The organism is Dialister sp. i34-0019-2H8 (assembly GCF_042846925.1).
In the GTDB taxonomy this organism is placed as follows: domain Bacteria; phylum Bacillota; class Negativicutes; order Veillonellales; family Dialisteraceae; genus Dialister.
In genome coordinates this window covers 2,447,501-2,472,828 of sequence record NZ_BAABYQ010000001.1, presented here as the reverse complement: position 1 = coordinate 2,472,828, position 25,328 = coordinate 2,447,501, and the positions used below count along the sequence as shown (strand labels likewise).

Genomic DNA, 25,328 nt, shown 5'->3' with positions numbered 1-25,328 from the left:
AGAAGGAGGATCCTGATGCACGATATCATTGCCGGAAGGCGGAGCGTCCGCTTTTTCAAGAAAGACCCGATCGCAGAGAGCGATATGAAGGAGATCCTTCGCGCAGGGCAGTGGGCGCCCTCGCCGAAGAACCGACAGCCTTGGAAATTCATCGTCGTGAAGGGCATGAGCCGGGATATGATGATCCGACTGATGGAGAAGGGCATCGAGCGTTCCGAAGCCGGAGAGGGCGTCCTTCCGGGAGACAGAGGACTCATCGCCAATGCACGCTTCACGATGGAGTGCATGAAAAAAGCACCGGTGACGGTGCTGGTGGTGAATCCGACGGGGCGCTCGGTGTATGAGGACTGGAGCGCTGCCGAGAAGATCCATGAGATGAGCGATGTGCAGGCCATCGGGGCCGCGGCGGAGAATATGGCTCTCGAAGCTACGGCGCGCGGCATCGGAAGTCTCTGGGTGGGCAATGTATTCTTCGCCTATGATGAGCTCACGGAATGGATCGGCAAGGGCGAGATGATCCTTGCCATGTCCTTCGGCTATGCAGAAAAGGAAGGCTATCCGCTGCCGAGGAAAAAGGAGACGGACGTGATCGAGGTGAGGGATTGAGCCCTAGTTCCTTTTCAAGTACACTTCCTTCATGACATACATATATCCGCCATTGGCGAAGGTGACCTTCTCGGCTTTGATCTCACTGGTCTCTTTATCGGTGAAATGGATCTTCGACAGCTCACCGGCGAGGTCGAGGTAGGTCCAGTAAGCGCCGCCGTTTTCGATCTCAAACAGGACGAAAAGGTAAGGAGTGAGGCTTGAGAGCTGGCTCTTTCCTGTAGAAATCGCTTTCACAATTTCATCATGATTGAGTGACGCACCGCCCGAAAGGGCGGTGTTTTCGATTTGGCCCATCTGATGAGTAAATTCCTTCGGTACGGTGACGATGCTGAAGTAGCGGACGGGAAAGGTGTGGATGGTGGACATGATAGCTCCTTTTATACGATGAAGAATGGAAAATGGCACAGCGGCGCATCCTTGACCAAAGCGCCGCGGGATCTTGAGGGATACGAGCTTGGGACATATTTCTCTCTGACGATCACGCGGGCAGCGGATCTTTGCTTCTCACCATCCGCTTCGTTTCCAAAAGGAAGGGATGAAGATGCACATCAGGGTGATGGACTCGAGGCGGCCGAAGAGCATGGAGAGGCAGACGACCATCTTGGAGAGGGTGGGGAGTGCGGCGTAGGTCTGTGTCGCGCCGAATTGACCAAATGCGGGGCCGACGCTGCCCATGGTGGAGAAGGAGACGCCGAGAGCGTCTAGGAAGGCGAGCCCGTCAAACATCATGATCGCAGCCCACAGAAAGGCGAGCATGATGTAGAGAAAGAAGAAGCAGAGCACGCGGTAAAGGACGTCGGCCGAGTAGCGGTTTTCTCCGGCGGAGACGGCCTGAACGGCACGGGGGTGGAGGTGGAGCTTCAGCAGGGAAAAGATGCTTTTCCCGAGAAGGATGAAGCGGATGACTTTCATCCCGCCGGCGGTGGAGCCGCCGCAGCCGCCGACAAGGATCAGAAGGAGGAGGAGGAAGCGACAGAAGTCGGGCCACCGGTCAAAGTCAGCGGCGACAAAGCCGGTGGTGGAGGAGATCGATGCGGCGTGAAAGAAGGTCTCTCTCAGCGCTGGCAGGAGGGAGGCGCCGCCCTGTAGGACGAGGGAGAGCGTCATGAGGACGGTGGCGATGGCGACGATGGATAGGTAGGTGTGAAATTCCGTATCCTTCCAGATGACGGAGACGCCGCGTTTCCATGCTTCGACATAGATGCCGAAGTTCGCAGAGGAAATGATCATGAAGAAAGCGATGACCATTTCCAGCCGCGCGTCGTGGTAGTAGGCGATGCTTTCATTTCTTGTCGAAAAGCCGCCGGTCGCAATGGTGGAGAAGGCGTGATTCAGTGCGTCCAAGGGAGAAAGGCCGCAGAGAAGGTAGGAAAGGAAGCAGACGGAGGTGAAGACGGCGTACACGGCAAAGAGAGCGCGTGCTGTCTCGCGGATGCGGGGAAGCGCTTTCGATGAGGTGGGGCCGGTGCTTTCTGTCTGCATCATACGCACGGTGCCGCGCCCGGCTTGCGGGAAGAGGGCGACAAAGAAGACGATGATGCCAAGGCCGCCCAGCCAGTGGGTGAGCGAGCGGAAGAAGAGAAGGCTCGCAGGGACGCAGGTGAGGTCGGTAAATACGGTCGCGCCTGTCCCGGTGAGGCCCGAGATGCTCTCGACCAGGCTGTCTAAGGGAGAGAGGCTCCCGCTCACCCAGTAGGGGAGCGCATAGAGCAGGGATACGGCGATCCAAGAGAGCGCAGTGATGGCGGTCCCTTCCCGCGGCGTCAGGCTGCTTTCGATCGCCGCTCCTTTTCTTTTCAGAAATAGCGAGAGCGCTGCGGAAAGAAGCATCGGCGCGAGAAAGGGAAGGATCGGCCCCCGCTCATAGAGCGAGAGCAGGAGCGGCAGCAACAATGCCGCTCCGCTGGCCGCAAGGACGCGGGACAGCATAGAGTAGATGATTTGAATATTCATGATTTCGGGGGTTCAGGGTTCAGGGTTCAGGGTTGTGGTGGCGGCTTCGCCGCAAATATATATGGGGCGATGCCCGAAGGTCTCTTGATGACAGGTTAGCCCACGGGGCGTGCTGTCCCTTGAGTGGGAATGACAGAGGAGGAGCGGGTTCAAAGGGCTCAAAGGGGGTGGTGCGGCACATTTCGTCATCCTGAGCGGAGAAAAACGTCGTATATTAAAAAATTGCTTATCTGAAAATATGAGAACTGAGTCGAAGGAGCTAAGTGCCGCGAAGTATAAAAACAGCCTTCCCCTTGAGGGGAAGGTGCCCCGAAGGGGCGGATAGGGCACCGGCGGTATGAAAGACAGATGAGGAAAGCGGAGAAGTGCGCGGCACATGTGGGGAAAGCGTGAGTCCCTCGCCGCGGATGACAAAGATTTCTCGCTTTGCTCGAAATGACCGTGCGAGAGAGTCTGACGTCTCCTAGTCACCGTTTCTAAAGTATCGCAGCACCTGATCAGTGTGATCGGCTTGGATGATGAGGATCGCGCGGTCACCTGCGGAGAGGACGGTCCGTCCATCAGGGATGAGGATCTCTTCGCCGCGGACGAGTGCGCCGACGAGGCATTCCTTGGGGAGACGCGCTTCCATGAGTGAGCGGCCGCAGGCGGGAGCGCCTGTCTGCAGGATGACCTCTGCGGCCTGGACGCGGGCGCCCTCGAGGTAGGAGATCGAGACGACGCTGCCCTTTCGGATGTAGCTCAGGACTTCACCGGCAGCAAGGATGTGGGTGGAGAGTGCGATGTCGATGCCGACCTGCTGCATGAGGAGGGCATACTCGCTCCTGACGACGCGCACGATGGTCTGCCGCGCGCCGAGGTGCTTGGCGAGGAGCGCCATCATCATATTCAGCCGTTCGTCCTTGGTGAGACAGATGACGGTGTCTGCCTCACCGATGCCCTCGGCGGTGAGGAGATCCATGTCTGTGCCGTCACCGGCAAGGACCAGACCTTTCCGGAGCTTTTGCGCCATGGCCTCACAGCGCTGCCTGTCCTTGTCGATGACCTTGACAGAGAGCCCCTGCGCCTCGAGCATGGGGGCGAGCGCCTGCCCGATGCGGCCCGCGCCGATGATGACGACCTTCTTCGCCTTTCGCTGCACGCGAAGGTTTGCACGGGATTCCATTTCGGAAAGGGAGGCCGGTGTCCCGAGGAAATATACATTGTCCATCGGGAGCAGGCAGTCGTCGCCGTGCGGGATCAGGATGTCATGGTCCCGCTGCACCATGGCGATCAGAAGTGAAGGCGGGAGGGAGAGCGCATGAAGCGGGATATGGATCAGCGGCGAAGTGGTGGAGAGCTTCGTCTCGAGCAGGCGCACCCGCCCGCCGGCAAAGTCCTCGATGTTCAGCGCGTGCGGTGTCCGGAGCAGCTGGAAAATTTCACGCGCCGTGATGAGCTCCGGCGAGAGGATGAGGTCGATGTCGAAATTTTCATGCAGGTAGGACGCCGGCTCGGATAAATACTTCATCTCGCGGATGCGCGCGATGGTGTGAGGGATGCCGTTCTGCTTTGCAAGGATGGAGGCAATGATATTGCTTTCGTCAGAGGCTGTCGCGGCGACCAGAAAATCACTCTTCCGGATGTCGGGGTCCCGCATGAGAGACGGACTTGTGCCGTCGGCATGGATGGTCAGGATGTCGAGCTCATCTCGGATGGATTCGAGAATGGCTTCGTTCTCATCGACCAAGATCACGTCATAAGATTCATTCGCGAGCAGCTTCGCGATGGTCAGCCCGAGGTGGCTGGCTCCGATGATGGTAATACGCATGGGAAATCCTTCTTAAAATGAGGAATAAGAAATTGGAAATGGTGGCGGCGGATTCGCCGAGATCCTTCGGCTCAGGTCGCAGCTGTTCTGGCATTCGTTATCTCACATACGACGTTTCTCGCCGCTCAGGATGACGAAACGGGGCGATGCCCGAAGGCTTCTTGATAGCAGGTTTCCTCGTATCGTCAGCCTTCCCCTCGAGGGGAAGGTGCCCCGAAGGGGCGGATAGGGTACAGGCGGTATGAAAGATAGATGAGGAACGTGAAAAGGCGTGCGGGATATGATGTTTTCTAGTCGCCAATCACTCGAGGTTACTCATCCTTGCTTTCAAACTTCTCCCCAGTCACCCTATTTCCAAAGCTTCACCACGTCGATGACGGGCTCTTCGTAGGGATGGGCTTCACGGATCGCGGCAAGGACAGCAGGGAGGTGGGCATCATCGACGCGGCACTGGAGGATGTATTCATCCGTTTCCGTCGTTTCTCCGACGGTGCCGTCGTAAGGGTGTGCGCCGGGCAGGCTGGTCCAGGAGGAGTGTACCTGCCACCAGGACATGCAGCCTGCATAATTTCCGATCCGTCCGCCGCCGGCTTGGGTAATGACTTCGCGGATGGTATCGACAGATTCTAAGGGGATATAGACTTGGATTTTGTACATAGTAAGATCTTCTTTCATAAAAAGGTTCAGCAGATTCTACAGGTTCTGAAGGTTCCGCAGAGGGGCGGCGCATCATCATAAAGCGCCGTAGAGTTTTAAGGAAACACTGATTCAATCGTTGTCAGATTTTACTCTTGAATTTTTATGGATAGCAAGGAATAACCTGACGCGAATAGCGAGCTATTTAAGGAAGGCTATGACGAAGCTATGCATAAAAATTCTTGTAGAAGCTGACTCTGCGATTTAATCAGCGTTTCCTTAAGTTGAAACTTCAGGACCTGTTAATGATTTCGTTCCCCATTGTACGCGGCGCGATGGGGAATGGCAAGAGCGGACTTCACAAAAATGCAGGAAAAAACGTATAATAAGGGTAAGTGCAAAGAAGGAGGCAAAACCATGCCCAAGAACACACCCATGCGAAGAAAAGACCGAAAGGTGACGGACGAAGATGCCATCCGTTTCATCCTGATGAATCAGGAGGTCCTCCATCTCGGACTTTCTGACAGCGATCGGATCTACGTGGTGCCGGTGAATTATGCCTTCACCTATGAGGACGGGCATCTGGCTCTCTATTTTCATGGCGCCAAAGCAGGACTGAAGTACGAGATCCTGCAAGAAAAGCCGGACGTCGGCTTCTGCATCGACGGCGATCAGGTGGTGATCCCCGATGAAAAAGATGCGGGCCGCTTCACCACACACTACAAGTCCGTCATCGGAAGCGGGCGTGTATCCATGATCCAAGAAAGGGAAGAGGCGAAGACGGCCCTCTCCCTTTTTATGAAACACTATTCGCCGCGGGACTGGGATATCAGCGATGCCATGGCTGAAAGGACGGCGATCTTTCGTCTGGACGCAGAAGAATTTCAAGTGAAGGTCAATCGTTGACCGGGCTTTAGTCCCTAATCCCTAGTCACCAGTCCCTCACAAAAGGAGCCCATCATGAATCTATCAGAACAAATCACAAAGAATAATCTGTATAAAACCTTCGAGCCCTACATCGACCCTGCCGTCACGATGAAGGAGCGTCTCGATGGCCATGTACGCCTCACCGCACATGCGAGTGAAGAAGCCAAGCAGGCGCTCGCCAAGTGGAAGGCCATCAAGCTGAAGGAACGGCTGTTTTAAGGAAACGCTGATTAAATCGCAGAGTCAGATTTTACAAGAATTTTTATACATGACTTCGTCATAGCCTTCCTTAAATAGCTCGCTATTCGCGTCAGGTTATTCCTCGCCATGTATAAAAATTCAAGAATAAAATCTGCCAACGATTTAATCCGTGTTTCCTTAAGAAAAACCATGGAAAAGGAGAACCATTATGGACACCCATTTCGATCCGACATCCATCGCCCTCTTGAATTTGCTCACGGAGAAGCAGAAGGACTATGCGCTGACCCTGTATGCGAACCGTGAAAAGAAGGTATCGACTGCTTACATCCTATGGGTGTTCTTTGGCGTGTACTATTTCTACCTCGGACATCCGGTGAAGAATATCCTTCTCTGGATCCTCTGCGGCTGCTTCATCGGCATTATCTGGTGGATCATCGACCTTTTCCGCATCTCCGGCATGGTGAAGCGGAAGAATCAGGAGATCCTGAAGATCTGTATCGCGGAAGCCCAGCAGCTCTACCCGAGCCCCGTGCCGCCCGTGCATTTTGAAAAGTAGATCTCATCGCAAAAAGCCGCCCTGTAAGCAGGGCGGCCTTTTGCGGTCAATCACGATGTCAACTGTAGTATAGCACGTTCTTTGGCTGGTGACTAGAGACTAGTGCCTAGTGACTGAAATGCCACCTTTGGGCATGGTCTTATTTATACTCCGCGGCGTTTCCTTATTTTTATGCGCCGCACCACCATTTCTCATTTCTAATTTCTCATGCAAGCGAGGATTTCATTTCCAATCAAATGGACAGCACGTCCCCGGGACTAACCCTTTCCCCTCATTTCTTACTGTTCATTCGAGATATGCATCTTATCGAAGGCGAGGAAGGCGAGCGAAGTGATGATCGCTACGACGGTCGCCAGCCCCATGCCCTTCAGCTGCACCGGCCCAAGGACGATGGTTGCACCGGAGAGGCCGGAGATCATCGTGACTGCGGTCAGGATCAGATTTCTGGACTTCGTATAGTCCACATGCTTTTCGATCAGCATGCGGATACCGGAAGCCGCAATGAAGCCGAAGAGGAGGATGCAGACGCCGCCCATGACCGGAGTCGGGATGCCGTGGATGAGCGCGGCAATCTTTCCGATGAAGGAGAAGAGGATGGCAAAGCAGGCAGCACCGCCGATGACCCAGGTGCTGTAGACGCCCGTCATCGCCATGACGCCCATGTTTTCACCATACGTGGTATTCGGCGTAGAGCCGACGAAGCCGGAGATCATATTCGACAGACCGTCTGCAAAGAGCGAGCGGTGAAGTCCCGGGTCTTTGATGAGGTCGTGTCCGACGATATCGCTCGTGACGAAGAGATGGCCGATATGTTCGGCGAGGACCACGAAGAGCGCCGGAAGGATCATCATGATGGCAGAGAGATTGAAATGCGGCGCATAGAAGGTCGGCAGGGCGAACCATGGCATCTCCTCTACATGCGTGAAGTCTACGACACCCATGAAGACGGAGAGAATATAGCCGGCGATGACACCGATCAGGATCGGGATGATGGAGATGAATCCGCGCCCAAGAACGGTCGCAAGGATGGTGACGATCAAGGTGAACATGGAGATCGTGATGGAAGTCGCTGCGCTCATGCCCTGCGGCTCACCGATGAAGCCGGACATGGTCATGGCGAGCGGTGCCAGTTCGAGCCCGATGATCGCGACGATCGCGCCCATGGCAGCCGGCGGGAAGAGGACATCGATCCAGCCGACGCCGATCTTCTTCACGAGGAGTGCGATGATCATGAAGCAGAGACCGAAGGCGATGAAGCCGCCCTGGGCATCCGCATACGTCATGCCCGCCGTCGCCGTCACCGCCAGCACCGGCGAGATGAAGGCGAAGGACGAGCCGAGGTAGGCAGGGAGCTTCCACTTGCAGATGGTGAGGTAGAGGAGCGTCCCGATGCCGTTCATGAAAAGGCAGGTCGCGGGGTCTACATTCAATAGGAAGGGCACCAGCACCGTGGAGCCAAACATGGCGAAGAGGTGCTGCAGCGAGAGGGGGATGGTGGGGAGGAGCGGGAGCCGCTCCTCGACTTCGATGATTCTTTTGCTCATAAGCGTTCTCCTTTTGGGGAAATAGTGACTAGTGACTAGTGACTGGGGATTAGGAAAATCAGACGGGGAGACTTCTTGCCTTCATGTATCCCCTTTCCCACTTTGGGAACATACGGAAGCGGGATAAGTGGGGGCGAGTCCTGGGGAAACGCTGATTCAGTCTGACAACGATTGAATCAGTGTTTTCCTAGAAAAAAGGAGGCTTTCGAAAAAACGAAAGAGCCTCCTTCCTTTGCCTGACTGTGAATTTTTACCTGTCATATTTTATTCTTTTTGCGAAAGAAAAGCAAGTGGGGAACGTCGGGAGGGAAATTCACAGACTGAAAAGCAGACGCAATATTGCGTCTGCTTTTCAGTCTGTGATTTATATACAGAGTTATGCGTGCGTGGTATAATAATCATGAAAGAGCCGATACATACAGGATAAAAACCTGATTATACATTTCATAATGGGTAATTTCAAAAGATAGATGCACTGAAAATTAGACGTAATATTGCGTCTGATTTTCAGTGAAGAGGAGTGCTACGATGGAGTTCAAACGACAGAAATACATGGATGCGCTGGTGGAGCGCATGCACAATGGCATGATCAAAGTGGTGACCGGGATTCGCAGAAGTGGGAAGTCTTATCTTCTCTTCAATCTCTTTGTCCGTTACCTGATGCAGCAGGGAACGGCGATGGATCATATCCTCACCATGCAGCTCGACCGATGGGATATGCGGCGCTACCGAGATCCCGACATGCTCCTCTCTTGGATTCACGAACGCATGACGGATGAAGGGGACTACTATATCCTTCTCGATGAAGTACAGTTTCTCGATCACTTTGAGGAAGTGCTGAATTCCCTCCTGTATGAGTCACATGTGGATGTGTACGTGACAGGGAGCAATTCGAAATTTCTCTCCAACGACATACTGACTGCCTTCCGCGGGCGCGGGGACGAGATCCATGTCTACCCGCTGGTCTTTTCGGAATTCATGGAGCAGTACGACGGGGATATGTACCACGGTTGGGCTGACTACGCGACCTATGGCGGTCTTCCGCAGGTCGCGTCCATGAAGACAGAGCAGCAAAAGATCACCTACCTGCAGAGCCTCTTCAAGGAAACGTATCTGAAGGACATCCTGGAACGGCATAAGCTCAAATATCCGGAGGGGATGGAAGACCTGGTGAATGTGCTCGCCTCCTCTATCGGTACGCTGATGAATCCGACCAAGATCCTGGCGACCTTCCAGAGCCGCTTCCATTCGAAACTCAGCCTGAATACCATTCGCCAGTACATCGATTTCCTTGAAGAAGCCTTTCTGATACAGAAGGCCGTCCGCTACGATGTGAAGGGCAGAAAATATATCGACACGCCAGTGAAGTACTACTTCGAGGATGTGGGACTCCGAAATGCGCGGCTTGATTTCCGACAGGTAGAGGAAACGCACCTGATGGAGAATATCATTTACAATGAACTGCGTTGCCGCGGCTACCTGGTGGACGTTGGCGTAGTGAATCGGAGAATACTCGATGAAGAGAGTGGGCGGATGCTGAGCCGTCAGCTCGAAGTGGACTTCATCGCGAGTCTGGGAAATAAGCGATACTACATCCAGTCCGCCTTCCACTTGCCGGATGAGGAGAAGCTTCGTCAGGAGAAGGCCTCTCTCCTCGCCCTTTCAGATGGGTTCAAGAAGATCATACTCGTCAAGGATGTCATGCGCCCGCGCCGCGGTGATGACGGGATCCTCATTATGAGCGTCTTTGACTTCCTCCTCTATCCTCATGGGCTGGATGAGGTGTTTGCGTAGGGCAGCGGTTGCGGCGCAACGATGCACAATAAAAGCGATGAGATTTTTGTCTCATCGCTTTTATTGTGTGTGATGCAGTGCTCGCACATGCTTGCTTCTTAGAACTGGAATTGGAGGCCGATCTCGAAGTTGCGGCCGGGAGCGGAGTACCAGTATTGATACTTTGTTGGATCAGCATTCGGGCCGTAGGAGGTGCCGACATCAGTGTAGAACTGGTCAAAGATGTTGTTCACTCTGGCAAAGAGGGTGGCTTCTTTGGTGAACTGGTAGTTGGCAGCAATATCCCATACCCAGTAGCTAGAGTAGTCTTTCATGGTATCCTTTGTCGTGTATCGATCCATGATACCGCGTCCCCATAAGGAGGCAGTCAACTTGCTATTCTGGTAATTGATGCCGATATTAAGTTCATGCTTTGGAATGTTGGCATATACCGTGTTTTTGGTGGAAGAATCTGCGTTAATGTATGTGTAGCCTAAAGTGGCGCTGACATGTTTATTGAATTCTTTCTGCAGAGACAGATTGACGCCATTATTTTTGATTTTCCCAGAGTTTCCATAGTTAAAAGCGGCACTATCCCATCCGATGAGGTTGTCGGCACGCTGGGTGTAAATATTGAGTGTGCCGGTAAGGGTGGAATTGAACTTATGATTGACACCCATTTCTACGGTATAGCCCTTTTCTGGGTCCAAGTTGGGTGCATTTTTGCTCATATAGTACAGTTCAAGGAGTGAAGGCGCTCTAAAGAATTTTTTGTAATTGACATAATAGTTTGTGTTTTCACTGGCCTTGTAGCCAATGGAAAGGCTTGGGGAAGTATTATTTCCGTATTGGCTGTTATGTGTGATACGAATGCCTGGGGTTACATTCCACTTGTCTGTGATGTCCCATTTATCCTGCACATAGAAGGCAGTAGTGGTTACGCTGGCACCTTCTTCCGGAGACTCCTTAGCAGGGGATCCACCACCGTAAGAATATTTATAATGAGGAATCTCATCTTTGTACCAATCGAAGCCACCGATAATTGTTTGGTCGTTTCCTTTATAAGTGAGTTGATCGGAGATACCGGTGGTCTTCATGTGGATATCTGTATAGCCACTTCCATCTGCTATGTTTGTGAGGTTGTTATAGTTATCTTCGATGCGATTTTGATTTCTGTAGATTGAGAACTGATTAGAAACACGATCGCTGATTTTTGCGTTATATTGCAGGCTGATACGGTCATTATCTTTTTTACCGTGATCAGCTTGTGTGCTGGTAGTGCCGCCATCGGGGCGCGTATAGTCTAATTTATATTTTTCATAATTGAAAACGAGATTGGAGTCATTGCCAAAGTCATATCCAAATTTAGTGGAAATTGATTTCGCGTTCAAGTGATTGATGGTATGACGATCCCAGCCGTCCTTGTACGTGCCCTGTAATTCTTTGTGAGCATCTACTGTCCAGAAAAAACCATTGCTGCTACCTTCGTTATAGATACCATACTTTTCTCCATTATAGCTGGCACGGGAGAGATCGAGCTTTGTGTGTACCTGACCGTCTTCTGGCTTTTTTGTGATGATGTTGATGGCACCACCTTGCGCATCACTGCCGTAGAGAGTAGACGCGGCTCCTTTCAATATCTCAATATGGTCGATGGAGTTCATGTTGGTCAAGGTGCCTAAAGCGGTGGTTCTGCTCATAACACCATTGGTGTTGATTCTCATACCATCAACCATGATAACTACATTTTGGCTACCATTGATTGTTAGTGGATTGGTGAAAGAAATCTGGCTAGAGGCATTCTGAGAGCCAAGAGCGACACCGGGTACAGAACGAATAGCTTCGGTCACATCACTATAGTGTTTTGTGGCAATGTCCTTCGCAGTTACGACTGCGACATCCGCATTGGCGTCGATCTTCTTTTCCGGTGTACGGCTCGCAGTAACGACCACCTCATCTAACGAATAAAAATTCGGGGGGGTGCTTTCTGCCTGCACGCTAAAAGCGCCTGTGGTAAGCACAAGAGCTGCCAAAGACGCTGTCAAAATTTTCTGATTCATTTTACTTCCTCCTTTATCCCGTATGGATGGAAACTTGAAAACAACCTGCGCCATCTGCTTCCGGTATACATCGCACCATCCGCAGCGGATCAGTTGTCTTCATCAAAGAGGGCAGTTCTTCTGGCTCGGCGTCCTCGCCTGTCCTCGTCTTCCCGGTTTCCCAGTGACATCGTGAGGAGGGCTCAGCCTTACAGCGGCGGGACCGCGACGGATTTGCGCCGTCTTCTCTTTTTACTTTCAAAGATTTTTTGAAAGACCTTCTTTGATTCAATATAAAAATGCTGTATGTATTATACAGCATTCACGCAGAAAAGGGAAATGAAATTTTAATGATTGAGGGTTCAAGGTTCAAAGGGTTCCGGTGGCGGCTTCGCCGCATTTTAGATGACGGTATTCTCGTATCGTCAGCCTTCCCCTCGAGGGGAAGGTGCCCCGAAGGGGCGGATAGGGTACTGGCGGTATGAAAGAAAGTGGGAAGGAGCGTCCCCAGTCACCATTTCTTGAACTTCATCGCTTCGCCTTTCGCAAGGGTGTCGCACATTTCGTTGTACTTTGTCCCGACATGGCCTTTGACCCATTCGAAGGTGAGGCGGTGGGGCGTCATGACACGGTCCAGGGCTTTCCAGAGGTCCTGATTGGAGACGGGGGTCTTGGCGGCGGTGAGCCAGCCGTTGCGTTTCCAGTTGTAGAGCCAGCGGTTGGTGATGGCTTTCTGCAGGTACTTGCTGTCGGTGTGGAAGGTGATGGTGCGGCGGATGCCGTCATCCAGGAGCTTCAGTGCTTCGTAGGCGGCGCGGAGCTCCATGCGGTTGTTCGTAGAGGCGGGCTCGCCGCCGGAGAGGGTGAGGAGCTCGCTGCCCTCGGCAGTGAGGAAGACGGCGGCAAATCCGCCGGGCCCATTGGGGTTCACGAGGCAGGAGCCGTCGGTGTAGATGATGAGTGTCTCGGGGAGGATGATGCGCTCGGTCTTGCCGTCGTAGGAGATGCAGCTGATGTCCATGGGTTCGGCGTAGGCGGGGTATTTCTTCTCGAGTGTTTCGATCGTTGGTGCGGGCTTTCTGGGGATGGCCGCATGGACTGCGGCTTTCGGCGGCGGGGCGATGGGCTTGCCGTACCAGGCCTCCGCTTCGGCTTGGGTGGCAAAGCCTTTGTAGATGGCTCCGGGAAATCCGGTGACTTCTTTCTGGCAGTCGCTCCAGCTGTAGTAGACGCCCGCATGGTGTCCGCGCTTGACGACGTAGTATTTCTTGGGCATGGGGTTCCTTTCGGGGAAATGGAGAGCGGGGGCAAGGGGAGGTGTGCCGCGCCCTTTTTCGTTTCATGAAAATGCGGCGCTCTGTGAAGGGGCGCCGCTCGATGATCTCTTATTCTATGCAGATGCTTCCGTCTTCGACCATTTTCCAGAAGCAGTAGAGGGTGGCTTTCGTATCAGCGAGGCTGTCGTGCCAGCCTTCCTCGGAGTAGCCGTAGTATTTCGCGCAGGTGATGAGTTTCTGGTATTTATATTTTCCCGGATAGCGGCTGCTCGGCTCGCCATAGGTCTTGGCGAAAGGCTTCATGAGGTCCATGTAGCGGACTTTGGAACGGCTCGGGATGTAGATGCCGTTTTGAATGAGCATCTTCTGGTCGTAGGGGAGGTTGTAGCCGGAGATGATCTTGGCGGCGTGGAGGATTTTCTCGATGCCCAATTTCCTCTCGCTGATGAGGGGCTTGCCTGCGACCATGGCAGGGGAGATGTGATTCACCGCTTCGGCGCTGGGCCAGCAGGTGGCGCGTGCAGGGCGGAAATATTCGTTCATCACGATCTCGCCCAGTCCGTTTACGATGGAGAGCTGCAGGATCTCGGCTGATGGGCCGAAGCCGGTGGTCTCGGTGTCCAGGACGAGGATGTCTTCTTTCTTGATCATAGTAAGACGCTTTCATTGATAATCATGGGATGCGTGGCGGGGGCAGGAATGGTGCGTGCTGCGCGCACGCGGTCTAAAAGGCGCGATCACCGGGTCTCTATTCTTCCCACGAGGTTTCTTTTTTATAGGCGCCGCCGTCAGCGATGTCTTGCTTTCTGCTGTGGCGGAACTTGCGGTTCAGGGTGGTGCGGATCTTTTTCTTGTCGCCTTTTTTGCCGGTGAGGCTTTCTGTCTCGTAGTCTTCGTCCCACTGCTTTTCGAATTTTTCTTTGCCGTACATTTTACGGGCGTACTGGTTCAGCCGGCTTTCCGGGGTCACTTTCTGCGGTCGTTTCATAGTGCTTCCTTCCCTTTAGAGATATGTCCCTATGGTATCATTATTGGGCGATGAATGCTAGGGGCAATGTGGTCAGGTCGTGGGGCGCGCCTTGAAGCTTGAAAGCAGGGATGAGCAGCTAGGGATTAGACTAGGAGATTGGGAGACATCAGATATCAGACTTCTATCCTTCAGCCTTTGGGCATCGCCCTTTATAAAATCGACGCGGAGCGGCGCTCGGGTGCTTTCGTTAGTAGTGATTTGTGTAAAAACGTTTTTCATCTGCATCATCTGCCTTTCATACCGCCAGTACCCTATCCGCCCCTTCGGGGCACCTTCCCCTCGAGGGGAAGGCTGACGATACGGGAATACCGTCATCTAAAATGCGGCGAAGCCGCCACTGGAATCCTTGCCTCCTCTCTTGCATCTCTCGCGCTTCCTGCTTATAATAGTTCACATAAAATTTTACCTATGAGTATAAAGGAAGGAACTCCTATGAAAAGTACATTTTTCCCTCATTTCACGATCGGGGTCGATGCATATGATGCCATCCCGGATATCTGCCTGGACTATGGCAAGACGGCGGTCATTGTGGGCGGTGAGAAGTCGAGAGCGGCAGCGGAGCCGCTGATCCGCAAGGCGATCGAAGGGAAGATCGAGCTTCTCGGCAGCTTCCAGTACGGGGATGACGCGACTTTTGAAAATGCAGAGGCGCTGACGAGGATCCCGGAGATCCGCAAGGCGGACATGGTCTTTGCAGTCGGCGGCGGCCGTGCGACGGATACGGCGAAGTGGGCGACGCATCTTCTGAAGAAGCCGCTCTTCACGTTCCCGACGCTTGCGTCGAACTGTGCGTCCGTCACGGCGGTCTGCATCATGTACCATCCGGATCACAGCTTCAAGGGCTCGATCTATCGCGACCGCAATGCCTATCACACGTTCATCAATACGGAGGTCATCGCACATTCGCCTCGTGAATATTTCTGGGCCGGTCTCGGTGATGCGCTGGCGAAGCAGTACGAGGTGCCGTTCTCCGCACGCGGCATGGATCTCACATGGGTGCAGGAGACGGGCGTCAGAAACGCGCAGAATGTAGCGCCCGGCATCCTGAAGTATGGCAAGGCGGCGCTCGAAGCAGTGGACAAGGGCATCGTGACGGATGCACTGGAGCCGGCGATCCTTTCTATCATCGTGGCGCCGGGGATGGCGTCTGTATGCATCGAGGATGATCTGGACTCGAGCCTGGCGCATGCGATCTACAACAGCCATACCCGCACGCCGCACAAGGGAAATCATCTGCACGGCGCAGTCGTGAATTACGGCCTGCAGGTCATGCTGACGATGGATGGACAGATCGAAGAACGGGATAAGATCTACCGCTTTGCCAAGTCCATCGGTCTTCCGCATTGTCTAGCTGACATCGGCATCGATCCCGCGTATCCGGATGAGCTGGTAGAGAATTGCCTGCACACGAAGGATATGCGTGTGAAGCCGTATGAGATCACCTTCGATATGGTGTACAAGGCTATGATGGAGCTTGAGAAATTGAAATAAGGAAACACTGATTCAATCGTTGTCAGATTTTACTCTTGAATTTTTATGCATAGCAAGGAATAGCCTGACGCGAATAGCGAGCTATTTAAGGAAGGCTATGACGAAGCTATGTATAAAAATTCTTGTAAAATCTGACTCTGCGATTTGATCAGTGTTTCCTAAGGAAAGGGGCTGTGAAGAAATGAATCCTCATTTCTTCACAGCCCCTTTTTACTTTGCTTTCATTTGGTTCAGGGTTCAAGGTTCAGGGCTCTCGTGGCGGCTTCGCCGCCTTTTTTTAGATGGTATTCTCGTATCGCAGCCTTCCCCTCTAGGGGAAGGTGCCCGAAAGGGGCGGATAGGGTGACTATGGCATGAAAGACAGCTGGGATAAGGTTTCCCGGTCACTCCTATGAGAGCTGCAAGTCCCCCGCGGCAGATGGAACGCGAAAATGAGATGATCGTTATTTCACATCGCCTTTTGGCTGCGGGAAGCTACAGGCTGATCCGGCTCATGAGAAGGTATCCGGCGAAGACGGCAAGAAGTCCGATGAGGAGCTGGGAGAGCAGGTAGGTGCATCCTTCGAGAAGGTGACCGGCAAGGAAAAACTGCATGATCTCATTCATCATGGAGGAGAAGGTCGTGAGGCCGCCTAGGAATCCCGTCACCAGAAAGGCAGAGGCAAGGGGGGAGGGGAAGTGCTGGGTGAAAAAGAAGGCGAGGAGACCGATCAGGAAAGAGCCGGCTCCATTGACGAGGAGCGTGCCATAGGGGAAGTTGCTTCCCAGAAAGGAGGCGGCAAGTAGTGTGACGGTGTATCGCGTGAGTGCGCCCAGTGCGCCGCCTAAAGCGACAAGAAGCGGTGTGAGATAGGAGGACATAGGGATCCTTTCTGCTGACAGAGAGCAAAGGCGGATGAGATATTTCCTTGGCGGAGGGGGCGAGGAGGCTCTCTGCCTTGAACAAAAAATATATTATCTATTATAATATGAGAAGCAAGAGAGGAGGAGTGGCGATGCTTCTGGCAGGGATTATCAGTCACAGCGAAGAGACGGCCGGACTCATCCGGCGTTTTCTGGGAGAGATGACGCGCTCCAGGGGGCTGTCGCTCTCCTGCGTGTCGTATGACAACAGCTACGCCTTTCTGGGCGACTGGCGACGCGGGGAGGAGCGCTTCGACCTGCTCTTTTGGGATCTGTCCTTTTTGCCCGAGGGGGCGATGCAGACGGCGGCCGATGTGCGGGAGCGGTGGAGTGATACGGAAATGGTCTTTCTTGCAGAGGATGACAGCCGCGCACTCGCTGCCTTCCGTCTGGGGGCGCAGCACTACCTGCTCCTTCCAGCGACGGAGGCGGAGGTGAGAGAGGCCATCGATCGCTGCCTTTCCGCACTGGAGGGGAGCTGGCGGCGGAAGGTGCTTCTCAAGACGGCCGATGGCTGGCGCTCGGTCGCGCTGGCAGACATAGAAGCGGTGATCTCCGAAGACCATGTGCAGCGCCTGTATCTTTCCGGCGGCGAGGAGCTCTGCCTTTCATCGACGCTCTCTTCCCTGACGGAAAGGCTCAGGGGACGGAGTGCTTTCCATTTTCTCTCGCCGGGGCGCGGCATACTCGTCAATGCGGAGCGGGTGAAGGCGATCGGGCAGGATACACTGACGCTCGAAGGCGGCCGCGAGCTTCCCTTGGTGAAGCGGAAGGCGGGCATCTTCCGCAGGGAATGGGAGAAGGCGCTCTGCCGGTCGTGAGAGCGAATAGCTGATGACTGGGGACTAAGAGACTGAGAGACTGGAAGACATCAGATTCCCGTATCGTCATTTCGAGCGAAGCGAGAAATCTTTTCATTCGCGGTCAGGGGCTTACGCTTTTCCCGCATGTGCCGCGCACCTCTCCGCTTTCCTCACCCTCTTTCATACCGCCAGTGCCCTATCCGCCCCTACGGGGCACCTTCCCCTCGAGGGGAAGGCTGCGATACGAGAATATCCTATATGCTAAAACTCCGCGGCGCTTAGATCCTTCGACTCAGTTCTCATGCTTTAGATAAGCCATTCTCTAATATACGACGTTTTTCTCCGCTCAGGATGACGAAAAGCGCCGCACCACCCCCTTTGAACCCTTTGAGCCCTCTGAACCCGCTCCTCCTCTGTCATTCCCACTCAAGGGACGGCACGCCCCGTGGGCTAACCTGTCATCAAGAGACATTCGGGCATCGCCCCATATATATTTGCGGCGAAGCCGCCACCACAACCCTGAACCCTGAACCCTGAACCCTGAACCCTGAACCCTGAACCCTGAACCCTGAACCCTGAACCCTGAACCCTGAACCCTGAACCTTGAACCCTGAACCCGTAGAACCTGTTGAACCCCTGAACACTGAAACGAAAGGAGACGCCATGGCATCCCGATTTCTGCATGATCCGAAGTACGCACTGATGTATGGGCTTTTGGCACTGCTGCTCCTTTTGTCCGGCGCTCTTCTTTTCCGGGAGGCGGGGCAGCTGCGGGAGAGGGCGGAAGGGATGGCCGCGGAGAATCAGCTCCTGCTGTCGTATCGGCACGCGGAGCGGGATGCGGCGCATCTGGATCTCCTTTCATCGCTCTTTCAAAAGACACCGGCTTCGGCCTATGGGAAGCTGCTCGAGGAGGCAGGCGTCTCCGTGGAAGAGATCTCAGAGGAAAAGGATGGAAATTTTCATAAAATTCATGTAGTTGGCACTGGCAGTTTTTCACAAATTGTCCGCGGCTTTGATATAATAAAAAGCAAAGAAGTGTGGAATGCGGTGAAGCTCGTCCGATTGAAACGGGAAGGGACGGTCTTGTCCTTTGCGATCGAGATCACTGCATTTCAAAGCCGAGGTACCTATGAAGAAGAGAAATATCGTACTGATCGGTCCGATGGGGACCGGTAAAAGCAGAGCGGCGAAGATCCTGGCCGATGGGCTGGATTGGCAGCTTGCGGACACAGACCGCATGATGGAGCGGGATACGGGGATGAAGATCGCCGACTTCTATCGCGATGCGGGGGCAGAGGCCTTCGCGGAAAAGGAAATGCAGGTGATCAGCCGCGTCCGTTACTACCATGAAGCGGTGATCGCGATGGGGGGCAATTACCCCATGACGGAGGAGAAATTTCACCTCCTTGCGGAGCATGGCGTGATGGTGCTGCTCTATGCGAAGCCGTACCGCCTCGCAGAGCGGGTGCGCCGCCGCATCGGCAAGCGCCCGACCATGGACTATTCCGATGTGGATGGCTACGTGCGGCAGATGCTGCGGAAATGGGCGAAGTGGCGCGACCGTGTGGATGTGGTCATCAATACGACCAATTGCCACCCGGAGCAGACCGCGATCCTGATCGCCCGCTATCTGGACCAGCATCATGTGGAGTTCGCTGAGCGGAGATTGTGATAAAGGGTGCAGCAGGTTCTGCGGGTTCAAAAGGTTCACAGGTTCAACGGGTTGAGGAACCTTGCGTGAATGGTGATGAGTGACTAGTGACTTGAATATGACTTTCAGACTTCGCGCCCATAAATATTCGCGGCGAAGCCGCCACCACAACCCTGAACCCTGAACCTTGAACCTTGAACCTTCAACCCATTTTCCCAAGGAGGTACTCTTATGAAACGACTGGCTGTACTGACCAGCGGCGGTGATGCACAGGGCATGAATGCAGCTGTGAGAAGCGTTGTCCGGACGGCGCTTGCCATGGATGCCGAGATATATGGCATTGAGCGTGGCTATGCAGGACTTCTGGATGAAGACATCACGCCGATGACTTCGGCGTCTGTGGGCGGGATCGTGCTGCGCGGCGGGACGATGCTGCGCACGGCGCGCTGTCAGGCTTTCTTTGAACGGAAGAATCAGATCCAAGCGGCGGATATTTTAAGGAAGCACGGCATCGACGGGCTCGTTGTCATCGGCGGCGACGGTTCTGTGCAGGGAGCAGAGGTTTTGACGCACCTCGGCATCCCGACAGTGACGGTACCGGGTACCATTGATAACGACATGCATGGGACGGATGAGACCATCGGTCATGATACGGCGGTGAACGTGGTCGTTTCTGCCGTGAGCCGCATCCGCGACAGTGCGTCTGCCCACGAACGTGCCGCCATTGTGGAGGTCATGGGACGTTTCGCGGGACACATCGCACTCGATGCGGGCCTTGCCTGCGGAGCAGAGTACATTCTGGTGCCGGAGGTATCCTTTGAACGGGAGACGCTGGCACGGAGCCTCGAGGCGCAGATGAAGCTGGGACGGACGAACAGCATCATCATCTGTGCGGAAGGCGCGGGCGATGCCCGCTCGCTGGGGGAGTGGCTGAAAGAGCATACAAAGATCGACGTCTGTACGACCACGCTCGGCTTCATCCAGCGCGGCGGTCAGCCGACGGCCAGAGACTGCCAGCTCGGCTCCGTCCTGGGCGCGTGCGCGGTGACTGCGCTCCTCCGGGGAGAGACCGGAGCGCTCATCGGTATGCACAGAGGCCGCGTGCGCATTCTTCCCTACGAAGAGGCAAAAAAAGAGAAAGAACCATTCCGCAGAGATCTCTACGATCTCGCCGTCATGCTGGGAGCGACGGGGATGGAATGAAGCAAAGCGGCGCACTGTTCGTAGGGCGCCGCTTTTTGGGCAGCTGGTGACCAGTGACTGGTGATTGGTAGCTAGGGATTAGTGGCTGGGGATTAGGTTTGCGATACGAGAAAACCGCCAGTTTCAAACCTCCGCGGCGCTTCCTCGTTTTATGCGCCGTACCTTCACTCCTCACTCCTCACTCCTCACTCCTCACTTGATTCGGAAGTTGACTTACATGCCAGTGATTTAGAAAACGCAATACTAGAACCCATAGAATCTGTTTACCAAAGGAGTCTTTATGAAGAAGATCATCGTCAGTGCCTGCCTTTTGGGGCGAAACTGCAAGTACAGCGGCGGAAACAATCGGAATGAAGCTGTACTCTCCTATGTGAAGGGGCGAGAGGTGATCCCTGTCTGCCCGGAGGTCGCCGCCGGTATGCCGGTCCCGCGGCCGCCGGTGGAGCTTCGCGAGGGGCGTGTGATCTCCTGCGAAGGGAAGGATCTGGATGCCGTGTATCGCGCAGGCGTCGCACGGACACTGGAAGCGCTTGCGGGGGAAGAGATCGAGTGTGCGATCCTCAAGGCAAAAAGTCCCACCTGCGGGGTCCATGAGATCTATGACGGCACATTCAGCGGAAAAAAGATCAAGGGCCAAGGGATCCTTGCGAAGGCGCTGCGTCAGGCGGGCGTGCGTGTGATCGATGAGGAGGATGTGGAATCAGGAGTGGCTGGTGACTAGTGGCTAGGGATTGGGGATTAGGAGCCTCGAGTGACTTGTGACTAGTGACTGGTAGCTAGGGATTAGTGGCTAGGGATTAGGTTTGCGATACGAGAAAACCGCCAGTTTCAAACCTTCGCGGCGCTTAGATCCTTCGACTCAGTTCTCCTATTTCAGATAAGCTATTTTTAAGGAAACGCTGATTCTGCGATTGAATCAGCGTTTCCTTAACATACGACGTTTTTCTCCGTTCAGGATGACGAAATGCGCCGTACCACCATTTCGCATTTCTAATTTCTCATTCAAGCGAAGCTTTCATCCGCAATCAAAGGGCGATACGCCCCAGGGACGAACCCTGAACCCGTTCCCTTCCATTTGACAAACTTGGTTTCTTTCCCTATAATGAAGAAAATGACCGTTAGTCAATTTCAAAGGAGGAAGACCTATGCAAAAGAAATGGATCGCCATCGCAACAGCCGGACTGCTGCTCGTTTCTACGATGACCGCACAGGCGGAGGAGCTGCCGCGCAGGAGCCTCACCGTATCGGGGAGCGCAGAGGTCACGGCAAAGAGTGACACCGCTGCCATCTACCTTTCTGTGGAGACGGAGTCGGCGCAGGTGAAGAATGCGGCTCGTGAGAATGCCCAGATCATGACCGATGTGCGGAATGCCGTCATTGCTGCCGGTGCAGATGCGTCAAGGATCGAGACGCAGAATTACAATGTGTATCCGCAGAATATCTATGATGATAAGGGCCGCGTGAAGTCGAAGAAATATAAATGCACGAATTCCATGAAGGTCGTGGTGAGCCGTCTGGATAAAACGGCCGCCGTCATGGATGCAGCCGTAGAAGCCGGAGCGAACCGCATCGACTCCGTGGATTTCTCTGTGAGCAAGACGCAGGAGTACAAGGAGGAAGCCCTGCGGCAGGCGACTGCCGCTGCGCTTCGCAAGGCACAGATCATGGCAGGCACGCTGGGCCGCTCGGTCGTGAATGTGATCTCTGTCAATGAAGACAGCGCCGATATCACCCCGTACCGCGCGATGAATGTACGCATGATGGCAGGCGCGGCAGCAGATGCCAAAGAGTCGACCTCGCTTTCCCCCGGAGACACGAAGCTGCATAGCCGTGTCACCGTGGTGTTTGAGATCGGATAAGTAAATAGTAGCTGGTGACTGGTGACTAGGGATTAGGGATTAGGGATCAAGGAATTCTCCCTTATGGAGTAGGCCCTTGGAGAAGGGCTGCGCCAAAGGCGCAGGATAGAGTGCCCCATAAGGGCACAATTCACCGTAGCGGTCAGTATCCATTTGTGCTAATCGTTATCCCGTATCGTCATTCCGACTGAAGTGGAGAAATCTTTGTGTTATCAGTAAGCGGGATAGATGGGAATGTCGAAAACGATAGCTCGGAATTGCATGATGATTGAGTAGTCCCCCATTGAACCTCCGGAATCCGCTAAGTCTTAATATAAAAGGCGATGTGATAACGATCATCTCATTTTTGCGTTCAATCTGCTGCGGGCGGGGGACTTGCAGCTCTCATAGGAGTGACCGGGAAACCTTATCCCAGCTGTCTTTCATGCCATAGTCACCCTATCCGCCCCTGTGGGGCACCTTCCCCTAGAGGGGAAGGCTGCGATACGAGAATACCATCTTCTAAAAAAGGCGGCGAAGCCGCCACCTGAACCTTGAACCCTGAACCAAATGAAAGCAAAGTAAAAAGGGGCTGCGAAGAAATGGGGATTCATTTTCTCACAGCCCCTTTTTGCGTGCATCATTTCTTGATACAAATATCAGACAGCTGACGCTTCGGTACACAGTAGTCCTTTTTCTCATCGAGGAAGTATTTGGTCGAGCCGTTTTCAGGTACGTCTACGATATGGCTCTCGCATCCCGGATAACCGAGGGCGATGAGAAGGCGCGGATCCCAGTCCGCGGGAAGCGAAAGAATCTCCTTCACCTTCGGAAATTCCACCGCGCCAAGCATGGCTGAGCCGATGCCGTGTGCATACGCATTCAGCGTGATCGTCCGTGCGGCGATGCCCACGTCGATGTCGTCCCACGGATTTCCGCGGCCCTCTTTGCAGATGAGGACAAAAGCCACGGGCGTTTCGCCTGCTTTCGGCGTGCCAAGCTCCGGCGGGAGCGCTCCCGCCCAATGGATCAAAGGCTGCATGGCGGCGGTGAGAGAAGGCTCTCTGACCAGCACGTAGCGCAGCACCTGGGCATTCATCGCACTGTTTGCGATGCGGACATTTTCCATGAGTTCATCCAGAATGCCCGCATCGATCTCTTTTGGCTGGAATCTGCGGTACGTCCGGCAACCCAGACATAATTCATTGAAATCCATTTGATGTGCTCCTTTGCGTAGGGACTAGGGATTAGGGATTAGAAGACTCTCGTATCGTCATTTCGAGCGAAGCGAGAAATCTTTGTCATTCGCGGTTAGGCGGTCGATGTTTGGAATTTCGAAACGGGAAACCTGCTACCCAGGGAACCTTCGGGCATCGCTCCATATATACTTTCGGCGAAGCCGCTACCACAAGTTTGAAAGCAGGGGCGAGTAGCTAGTGATTGGTGACTAGGAATTAGTAGCTAGGGATTAGGTTGGCGATACGAGAAAATCGTTAATTTCAAATTTCCGCGGCGCTTAGATCCTTCGACTCAGTTCTCCTATTTCAGATAAGCCATTTCATACGACGTTTTTCTCCGCTCAGGATGACGAAATGCGCCGCACCACCATTTCTCATTCAAGAGAGGCTTTCATCCCCAATCAAGGGCAGTACGCCTCATGGGCAAACCCTGAACCCTCAATCATGGATCAGACGCAGGACCTGGGTGACCGTCTGACGGAGATTGGCCGTCGTGACATCCTTCCGCATGGCCTCTTCCGCATCCATCGCCTCATGCAGGATGGGGAAATAGGCATCGATGCCATGCTCATTGACAGAGGCGGCTTCTTCTGCCGCACAGCCGCAGAGAGCGATGGTGCGGCAGGAAGGCGCGCAGCGCTTGGCGAGCTGTGCGACGCCGACAGGCGCCTTGCCCATCGCGGTCTGATGATCCATTCGTCCCTCGCCGGTGATGACAAGGTCGGCGGATGGAAGTGCATCCGCGATGTGGATGGCTTCGAGGACCAGTGTGATCCCGGGCGTCAGCGATCCATTTAGAAATGTATGGAATGCGAAGCCAAGACCTCCGGCGGCGCCTGCTCCGGGGACAAGAGCTGCCGCCTTTCCAGTGAAGCGTTCGGAGAGAGCGGCAAAGCGGGCGATGTCAGCGTCCATGCGGGTGGCGATCTCGGGAGTCGCGCCCTTCTGCGGACCGAAGACATGCGAACAGCCCTCGCTGCCGCAGAGCGGATTCGTCACATCACAGGCGATGTCGAAGCGGCATTCCCGAAGGAGCGGAGATACCTCGCTGTCATCGATGCGCACGATCTTTGCCAGATCACGGCCGTAGCCTTTGACACGGCTGCCATCTTCCTGATAGAAATGATAGCCCAGCGCCGTCAGCATGCCGATGCCGGCATCATTCGTCGCACTTCCACCGATGCCGATGATGAAGTGGCGGCATCCACGGGACAAGGCAGCGCTGATGAGCTCGCCGAGGCCGTAGGTGGTGGTATTCATCGGATTTCTAAAAGCCGGCGGCACAAGAGGCAGTCCGGAGGCATCCGCCATCTCGATGATAGCCGTGTGGCTCTTCGGAAGCCAGCCATAGCGGCTTGCGACCGGCTGCCCCAGAGGCCCTGTCACCGTGACGGGGACGATGTCTCCGCCAAGACCCGCCGTCAGCACATCGACCGTCCCCTCCCCGCCGTCTGCCAGCGGAAAGACCTCGACCGAGTCAGACGGATAGCGGGAAAGGATCGCCTCTTTGATCGTATTTCCTGCATCCAGAGACGAGAGACAGCCCTTGAAAGAATCCATGGCAATGATGGTTTTCATGCGTGACCCTCCTGCCGGTTACAGTAGAACAAGAGAAGCGAGGAAAATGCTGACCATGGAAACAATGCCGACGACGAGCGTCATCATACTCTGTGTCCGGTAGCCATCCTGCGGATCAAGCCCGGTGAAATTGGTGACGACCCAGAAGTAGCTGTCATTGGCGTGCGAGACAGTCATCGCGCCCGCGCCGATCGCCATGACCGTCAGAAGCGCAGCCATTTCAGACTGCAGACCCAGAGCAGACATCATGGAAGCCGAGTCCGTG

General features: G+C 54.3%; 25 protein-coding genes and 1 riboswitch (1 of these 26 cut by a window edge). Of the genes, 12 read left to right on the top strand and 13 right to left on the bottom strand.

Going from position 1 to position 25,328, the window contains the following annotated elements:
• Window positions 1-15 precede the first annotated feature (15 nt).
• Entirely contained in the window at window positions 16-606 is a 591-nt protein-coding gene (locus ACGG9R_RS10740; protein ID WP_390154931.1) for a nitroreductase family protein, read from the top strand.
• Between the two features lie 3 nt (window positions 607-609).
• Here the strand turns inward: ACGG9R_RS10740 and ACGG9R_RS10735 are convergent, their stop codons facing one another.
• The 4 genes from ACGG9R_RS10735 to ACGG9R_RS10720 form a co-directional block, all read right to left on the bottom strand.
• Window positions 610-975: a hypothetical protein gene (locus ACGG9R_RS10735; protein ID WP_390154929.1), complete on the bottom strand. Its 366-nt coding sequence runs from the start codon at window positions 973-975 to the stop codon at window positions 610-612.
• A gap of 138 nt (window positions 976-1,113) precedes the next feature.
• A complete protein-coding gene (locus tag ACGG9R_RS10730) occupies window positions 1,114-2,562 on the bottom strand; it encodes a TrkH family potassium uptake protein (RefSeq protein ID WP_390154926.1) in 1,449 nt (482 codons plus the stop codon).
• Between the two features lie 463 nt (window positions 2,563-3,025).
• Window positions 3,026-4,372, bottom strand: a complete 1,347-nt coding sequence (trkA, locus tag ACGG9R_RS10725; RefSeq protein ID WP_390154923.1) for a Trk system potassium transporter TrkA — start codon at window positions 4,370-4,372, stop codon at window positions 3,026-3,028.
• Window positions 4,373-4,720: 348 nt separating this feature from the next.
• Window positions 4,721-5,029, bottom strand: coding sequence for a hypothetical protein (locus ACGG9R_RS10720; protein ID WP_390154920.1), 309 nt, complete (start codon window positions 5,027-5,029; stop codon window positions 4,721-4,723).
• 396 nt (window positions 5,030-5,425) lie between these two features.
• On the opposite strand from ACGG9R_RS10720, the gene ACGG9R_RS10715 reads away from it, so the two are divergent.
• From ACGG9R_RS10715 to ACGG9R_RS10705, 3 genes are all read left to right on the top strand, one after another.
• The gene (locus ACGG9R_RS10715) at window positions 5,426-5,914 is read left to right on the top strand and encodes a pyridoxamine 5'-phosphate oxidase family protein (protein WP_390154917.1); all 489 of its coding nucleotides are present in this window, start codon (window positions 5,426-5,428) and stop codon (window positions 5,912-5,914) included.
• Window positions 5,915-5,968: 54 nt separating this feature from the next.
• Entirely contained in the window at window positions 5,969-6,154 is a 186-nt protein-coding gene (locus ACGG9R_RS10710) for a hypothetical protein (protein WP_022105079.1), read from the top strand.
• Window positions 6,155-6,344: 190 nt separating this feature from the next.
• Window positions 6,345-6,692 (top strand): TM2 domain-containing protein, encoded by a 348-nt coding sequence (locus ACGG9R_RS10705; RefSeq protein WP_390154914.1) that lies wholly within the window; start codon window positions 6,345-6,347, stop codon window positions 6,690-6,692.
• A gap of 278 nt (window positions 6,693-6,970) precedes the next feature.
• On the opposite strand, the gene uraA is transcribed toward ACGG9R_RS10705, so the two are convergent.
• Complete coding sequence (gene uraA, locus ACGG9R_RS10700; RefSeq protein WP_390154911.1) at window positions 6,971-8,236, bottom strand: uracil permease; 1,266 nt, start codon at window positions 8,234-8,236, stop codon at window positions 6,971-6,973.
• A 528-nt stretch (window positions 8,237-8,764) separates the two neighbouring features.
• On the opposite strand from uraA, the gene ACGG9R_RS10695 reads away from it, so the two are divergent.
• On the top strand, window positions 8,765-10,030 hold the full coding sequence (locus ACGG9R_RS10695) for an ATP-binding protein (RefSeq protein WP_390154908.1): 1,266 nt from the start codon (window positions 8,765-8,767) through the stop codon (window positions 10,028-10,030).
• Between the two features lie 98 nt (window positions 10,031-10,128).
• Here the strand turns inward: ACGG9R_RS10695 and ACGG9R_RS10690 are convergent, their stop codons facing one another.
• The 4 genes from ACGG9R_RS10690 to ACGG9R_RS10675 all read right to left on the bottom strand — a co-directional run bounded on the left by ACGG9R_RS10690 (window position 10,129) and on the right by ACGG9R_RS10675 (window position 14,313).
• On the bottom strand, window positions 10,129-12,069 hold the full coding sequence (locus tag ACGG9R_RS10690) for a TonB-dependent receptor plug domain-containing protein (protein WP_390154905.1): 1,941 nt from the start codon (window positions 12,067-12,069) through the stop codon (window positions 10,129-10,131).
• A gap of 92 nt (window positions 12,070-12,161) precedes the next feature.
• Window positions 12,162-12,345: riboswitch (cobalamin riboswitch) on the bottom strand.
• Between the two features lie 214 nt (window positions 12,346-12,559).
• Window positions 12,560-13,324 (bottom strand): ribonuclease HI, encoded by a 765-nt coding sequence (gene rnhA, locus ACGG9R_RS10685; RefSeq protein ID WP_390154902.1) that lies wholly within the window; start codon window positions 13,322-13,324, stop codon window positions 12,560-12,562.
• Between the two features lie 109 nt (window positions 13,325-13,433).
• Entirely contained in the window at window positions 13,434-13,976 is a 543-nt protein-coding gene (locus tag ACGG9R_RS10680; protein ID WP_390154899.1) for an exonuclease domain-containing protein, read from the bottom strand.
• 97 nt (window positions 13,977-14,073) lie between these two features.
• On the bottom strand, window positions 14,074-14,313 hold the full coding sequence (locus ACGG9R_RS10675) for a hypothetical protein (RefSeq protein ID WP_390154896.1): 240 nt from the start codon (window positions 14,311-14,313) through the stop codon (window positions 14,074-14,076).
• A gap of 474 nt (window positions 14,314-14,787) precedes the next feature.
• Between ACGG9R_RS10675 and ACGG9R_RS10670 the strand changes: the two genes are divergently transcribed.
• Window positions 14,788-15,846 carry an iron-containing alcohol dehydrogenase family protein gene (locus ACGG9R_RS10670; protein ID WP_390154893.1) on the top strand — a complete coding sequence of 353 codons (1,059 nt, stop codon included), beginning with the start codon at window positions 14,788-14,790 and terminating at the stop codon, window positions 15,844-15,846.
• 474 nt (window positions 15,847-16,320) lie between these two features.
• Here the strand turns inward: ACGG9R_RS10670 and ACGG9R_RS10665 are convergent, their stop codons facing one another.
• The gene (locus ACGG9R_RS10665; RefSeq protein ID WP_390154890.1) at window positions 16,321-16,707 is read right to left on the bottom strand and encodes a fluoride efflux transporter FluC; all 387 of its coding nucleotides are present in this window, start codon (window positions 16,705-16,707) and stop codon (window positions 16,321-16,323) included.
• 77 nt (window positions 16,708-16,784) lie between these two features.
• On the opposite strand from ACGG9R_RS10665, the gene ACGG9R_RS10660 reads away from it, so the two are divergent.
• The 6 genes from ACGG9R_RS10660 to ACGG9R_RS10635 all read left to right on the top strand — a co-directional run bounded on the left by ACGG9R_RS10660 (window position 16,785) and on the right by ACGG9R_RS10635 (window position 22,268).
• A complete protein-coding gene (locus ACGG9R_RS10660) occupies window positions 16,785-17,570 on the top strand; it encodes a LytR/AlgR family response regulator transcription factor (RefSeq protein WP_390154888.1) in 786 nt (261 codons plus the stop codon).
• 645 nt (window positions 17,571-18,215) lie between these two features.
• Window positions 18,216-18,731 (top strand): hypothetical protein, encoded by a 516-nt coding sequence (locus ACGG9R_RS10655; protein WP_390154886.1) that lies wholly within the window; start codon window positions 18,216-18,218, stop codon window positions 18,729-18,731.
• Complete coding sequence (locus tag ACGG9R_RS10650; protein WP_022105026.1) at window positions 18,685-19,227, top strand: shikimate kinase; 543 nt, start codon at window positions 18,685-18,687, stop codon at window positions 19,225-19,227. Before ACGG9R_RS10655 ends, ACGG9R_RS10650 begins: the two co-directional genes overlap by 47 nt.
• 210 nt (window positions 19,228-19,437) lie before the next feature.
• A complete protein-coding gene (locus tag ACGG9R_RS10645; RefSeq protein ID WP_390154883.1) occupies window positions 19,438-20,409 on the top strand; it encodes an ATP-dependent 6-phosphofructokinase in 972 nt (323 codons plus the stop codon).
• A gap of 280 nt (window positions 20,410-20,689) precedes the next feature.
• Window positions 20,690-21,130, top strand: a complete 441-nt coding sequence (locus tag ACGG9R_RS10640) for a DUF523 domain-containing protein (RefSeq protein WP_390154880.1) — start codon at window positions 20,690-20,692, stop codon at window positions 21,128-21,130.
• Between the two features lie 424 nt (window positions 21,131-21,554).
• Window positions 21,555-22,268, top strand: a complete 714-nt coding sequence (locus ACGG9R_RS10635) for an SIMPL domain-containing protein (RefSeq protein ID WP_390154877.1) — start codon at window positions 21,555-21,557, stop codon at window positions 22,266-22,268.
• 619 nt (window positions 22,269-22,887) lie between these two features.
• Here the strand turns inward: ACGG9R_RS10635 and ACGG9R_RS10630 are convergent.
• The 3 genes from ACGG9R_RS10630 to ACGG9R_RS10620 form a co-directional block, all read right to left on the bottom strand.
• Window positions 22,888-23,463 carry a nitroreductase family protein gene (locus tag ACGG9R_RS10630; protein WP_390154874.1) on the bottom strand — a complete coding sequence of 192 codons (576 nt, stop codon included), beginning with the start codon at window positions 23,461-23,463 and terminating at the stop codon, window positions 22,888-22,890.
• Window positions 23,464-23,923: 460 nt separating this feature from the next.
• A complete protein-coding gene (locus tag ACGG9R_RS10625; protein WP_390154872.1) occupies window positions 23,924-25,063 on the bottom strand; it encodes a glycerate kinase in 1,140 nt (379 codons plus the stop codon).
• An 18-nt stretch (window positions 25,064-25,081) separates the two neighbouring features.
• Window positions 25,082-25,328: the 3' end of a GntP family permease gene (locus ACGG9R_RS10620; protein ID WP_390154869.1), read on the bottom strand. 1,139 nt of this gene lie beyond the right edge of the window; the window shows 247 of its 1,386 coding nt (coding positions 1,140-1,386); the start codon falls outside the window, past its right edge; the stop codon is at window positions 25,082-25,084.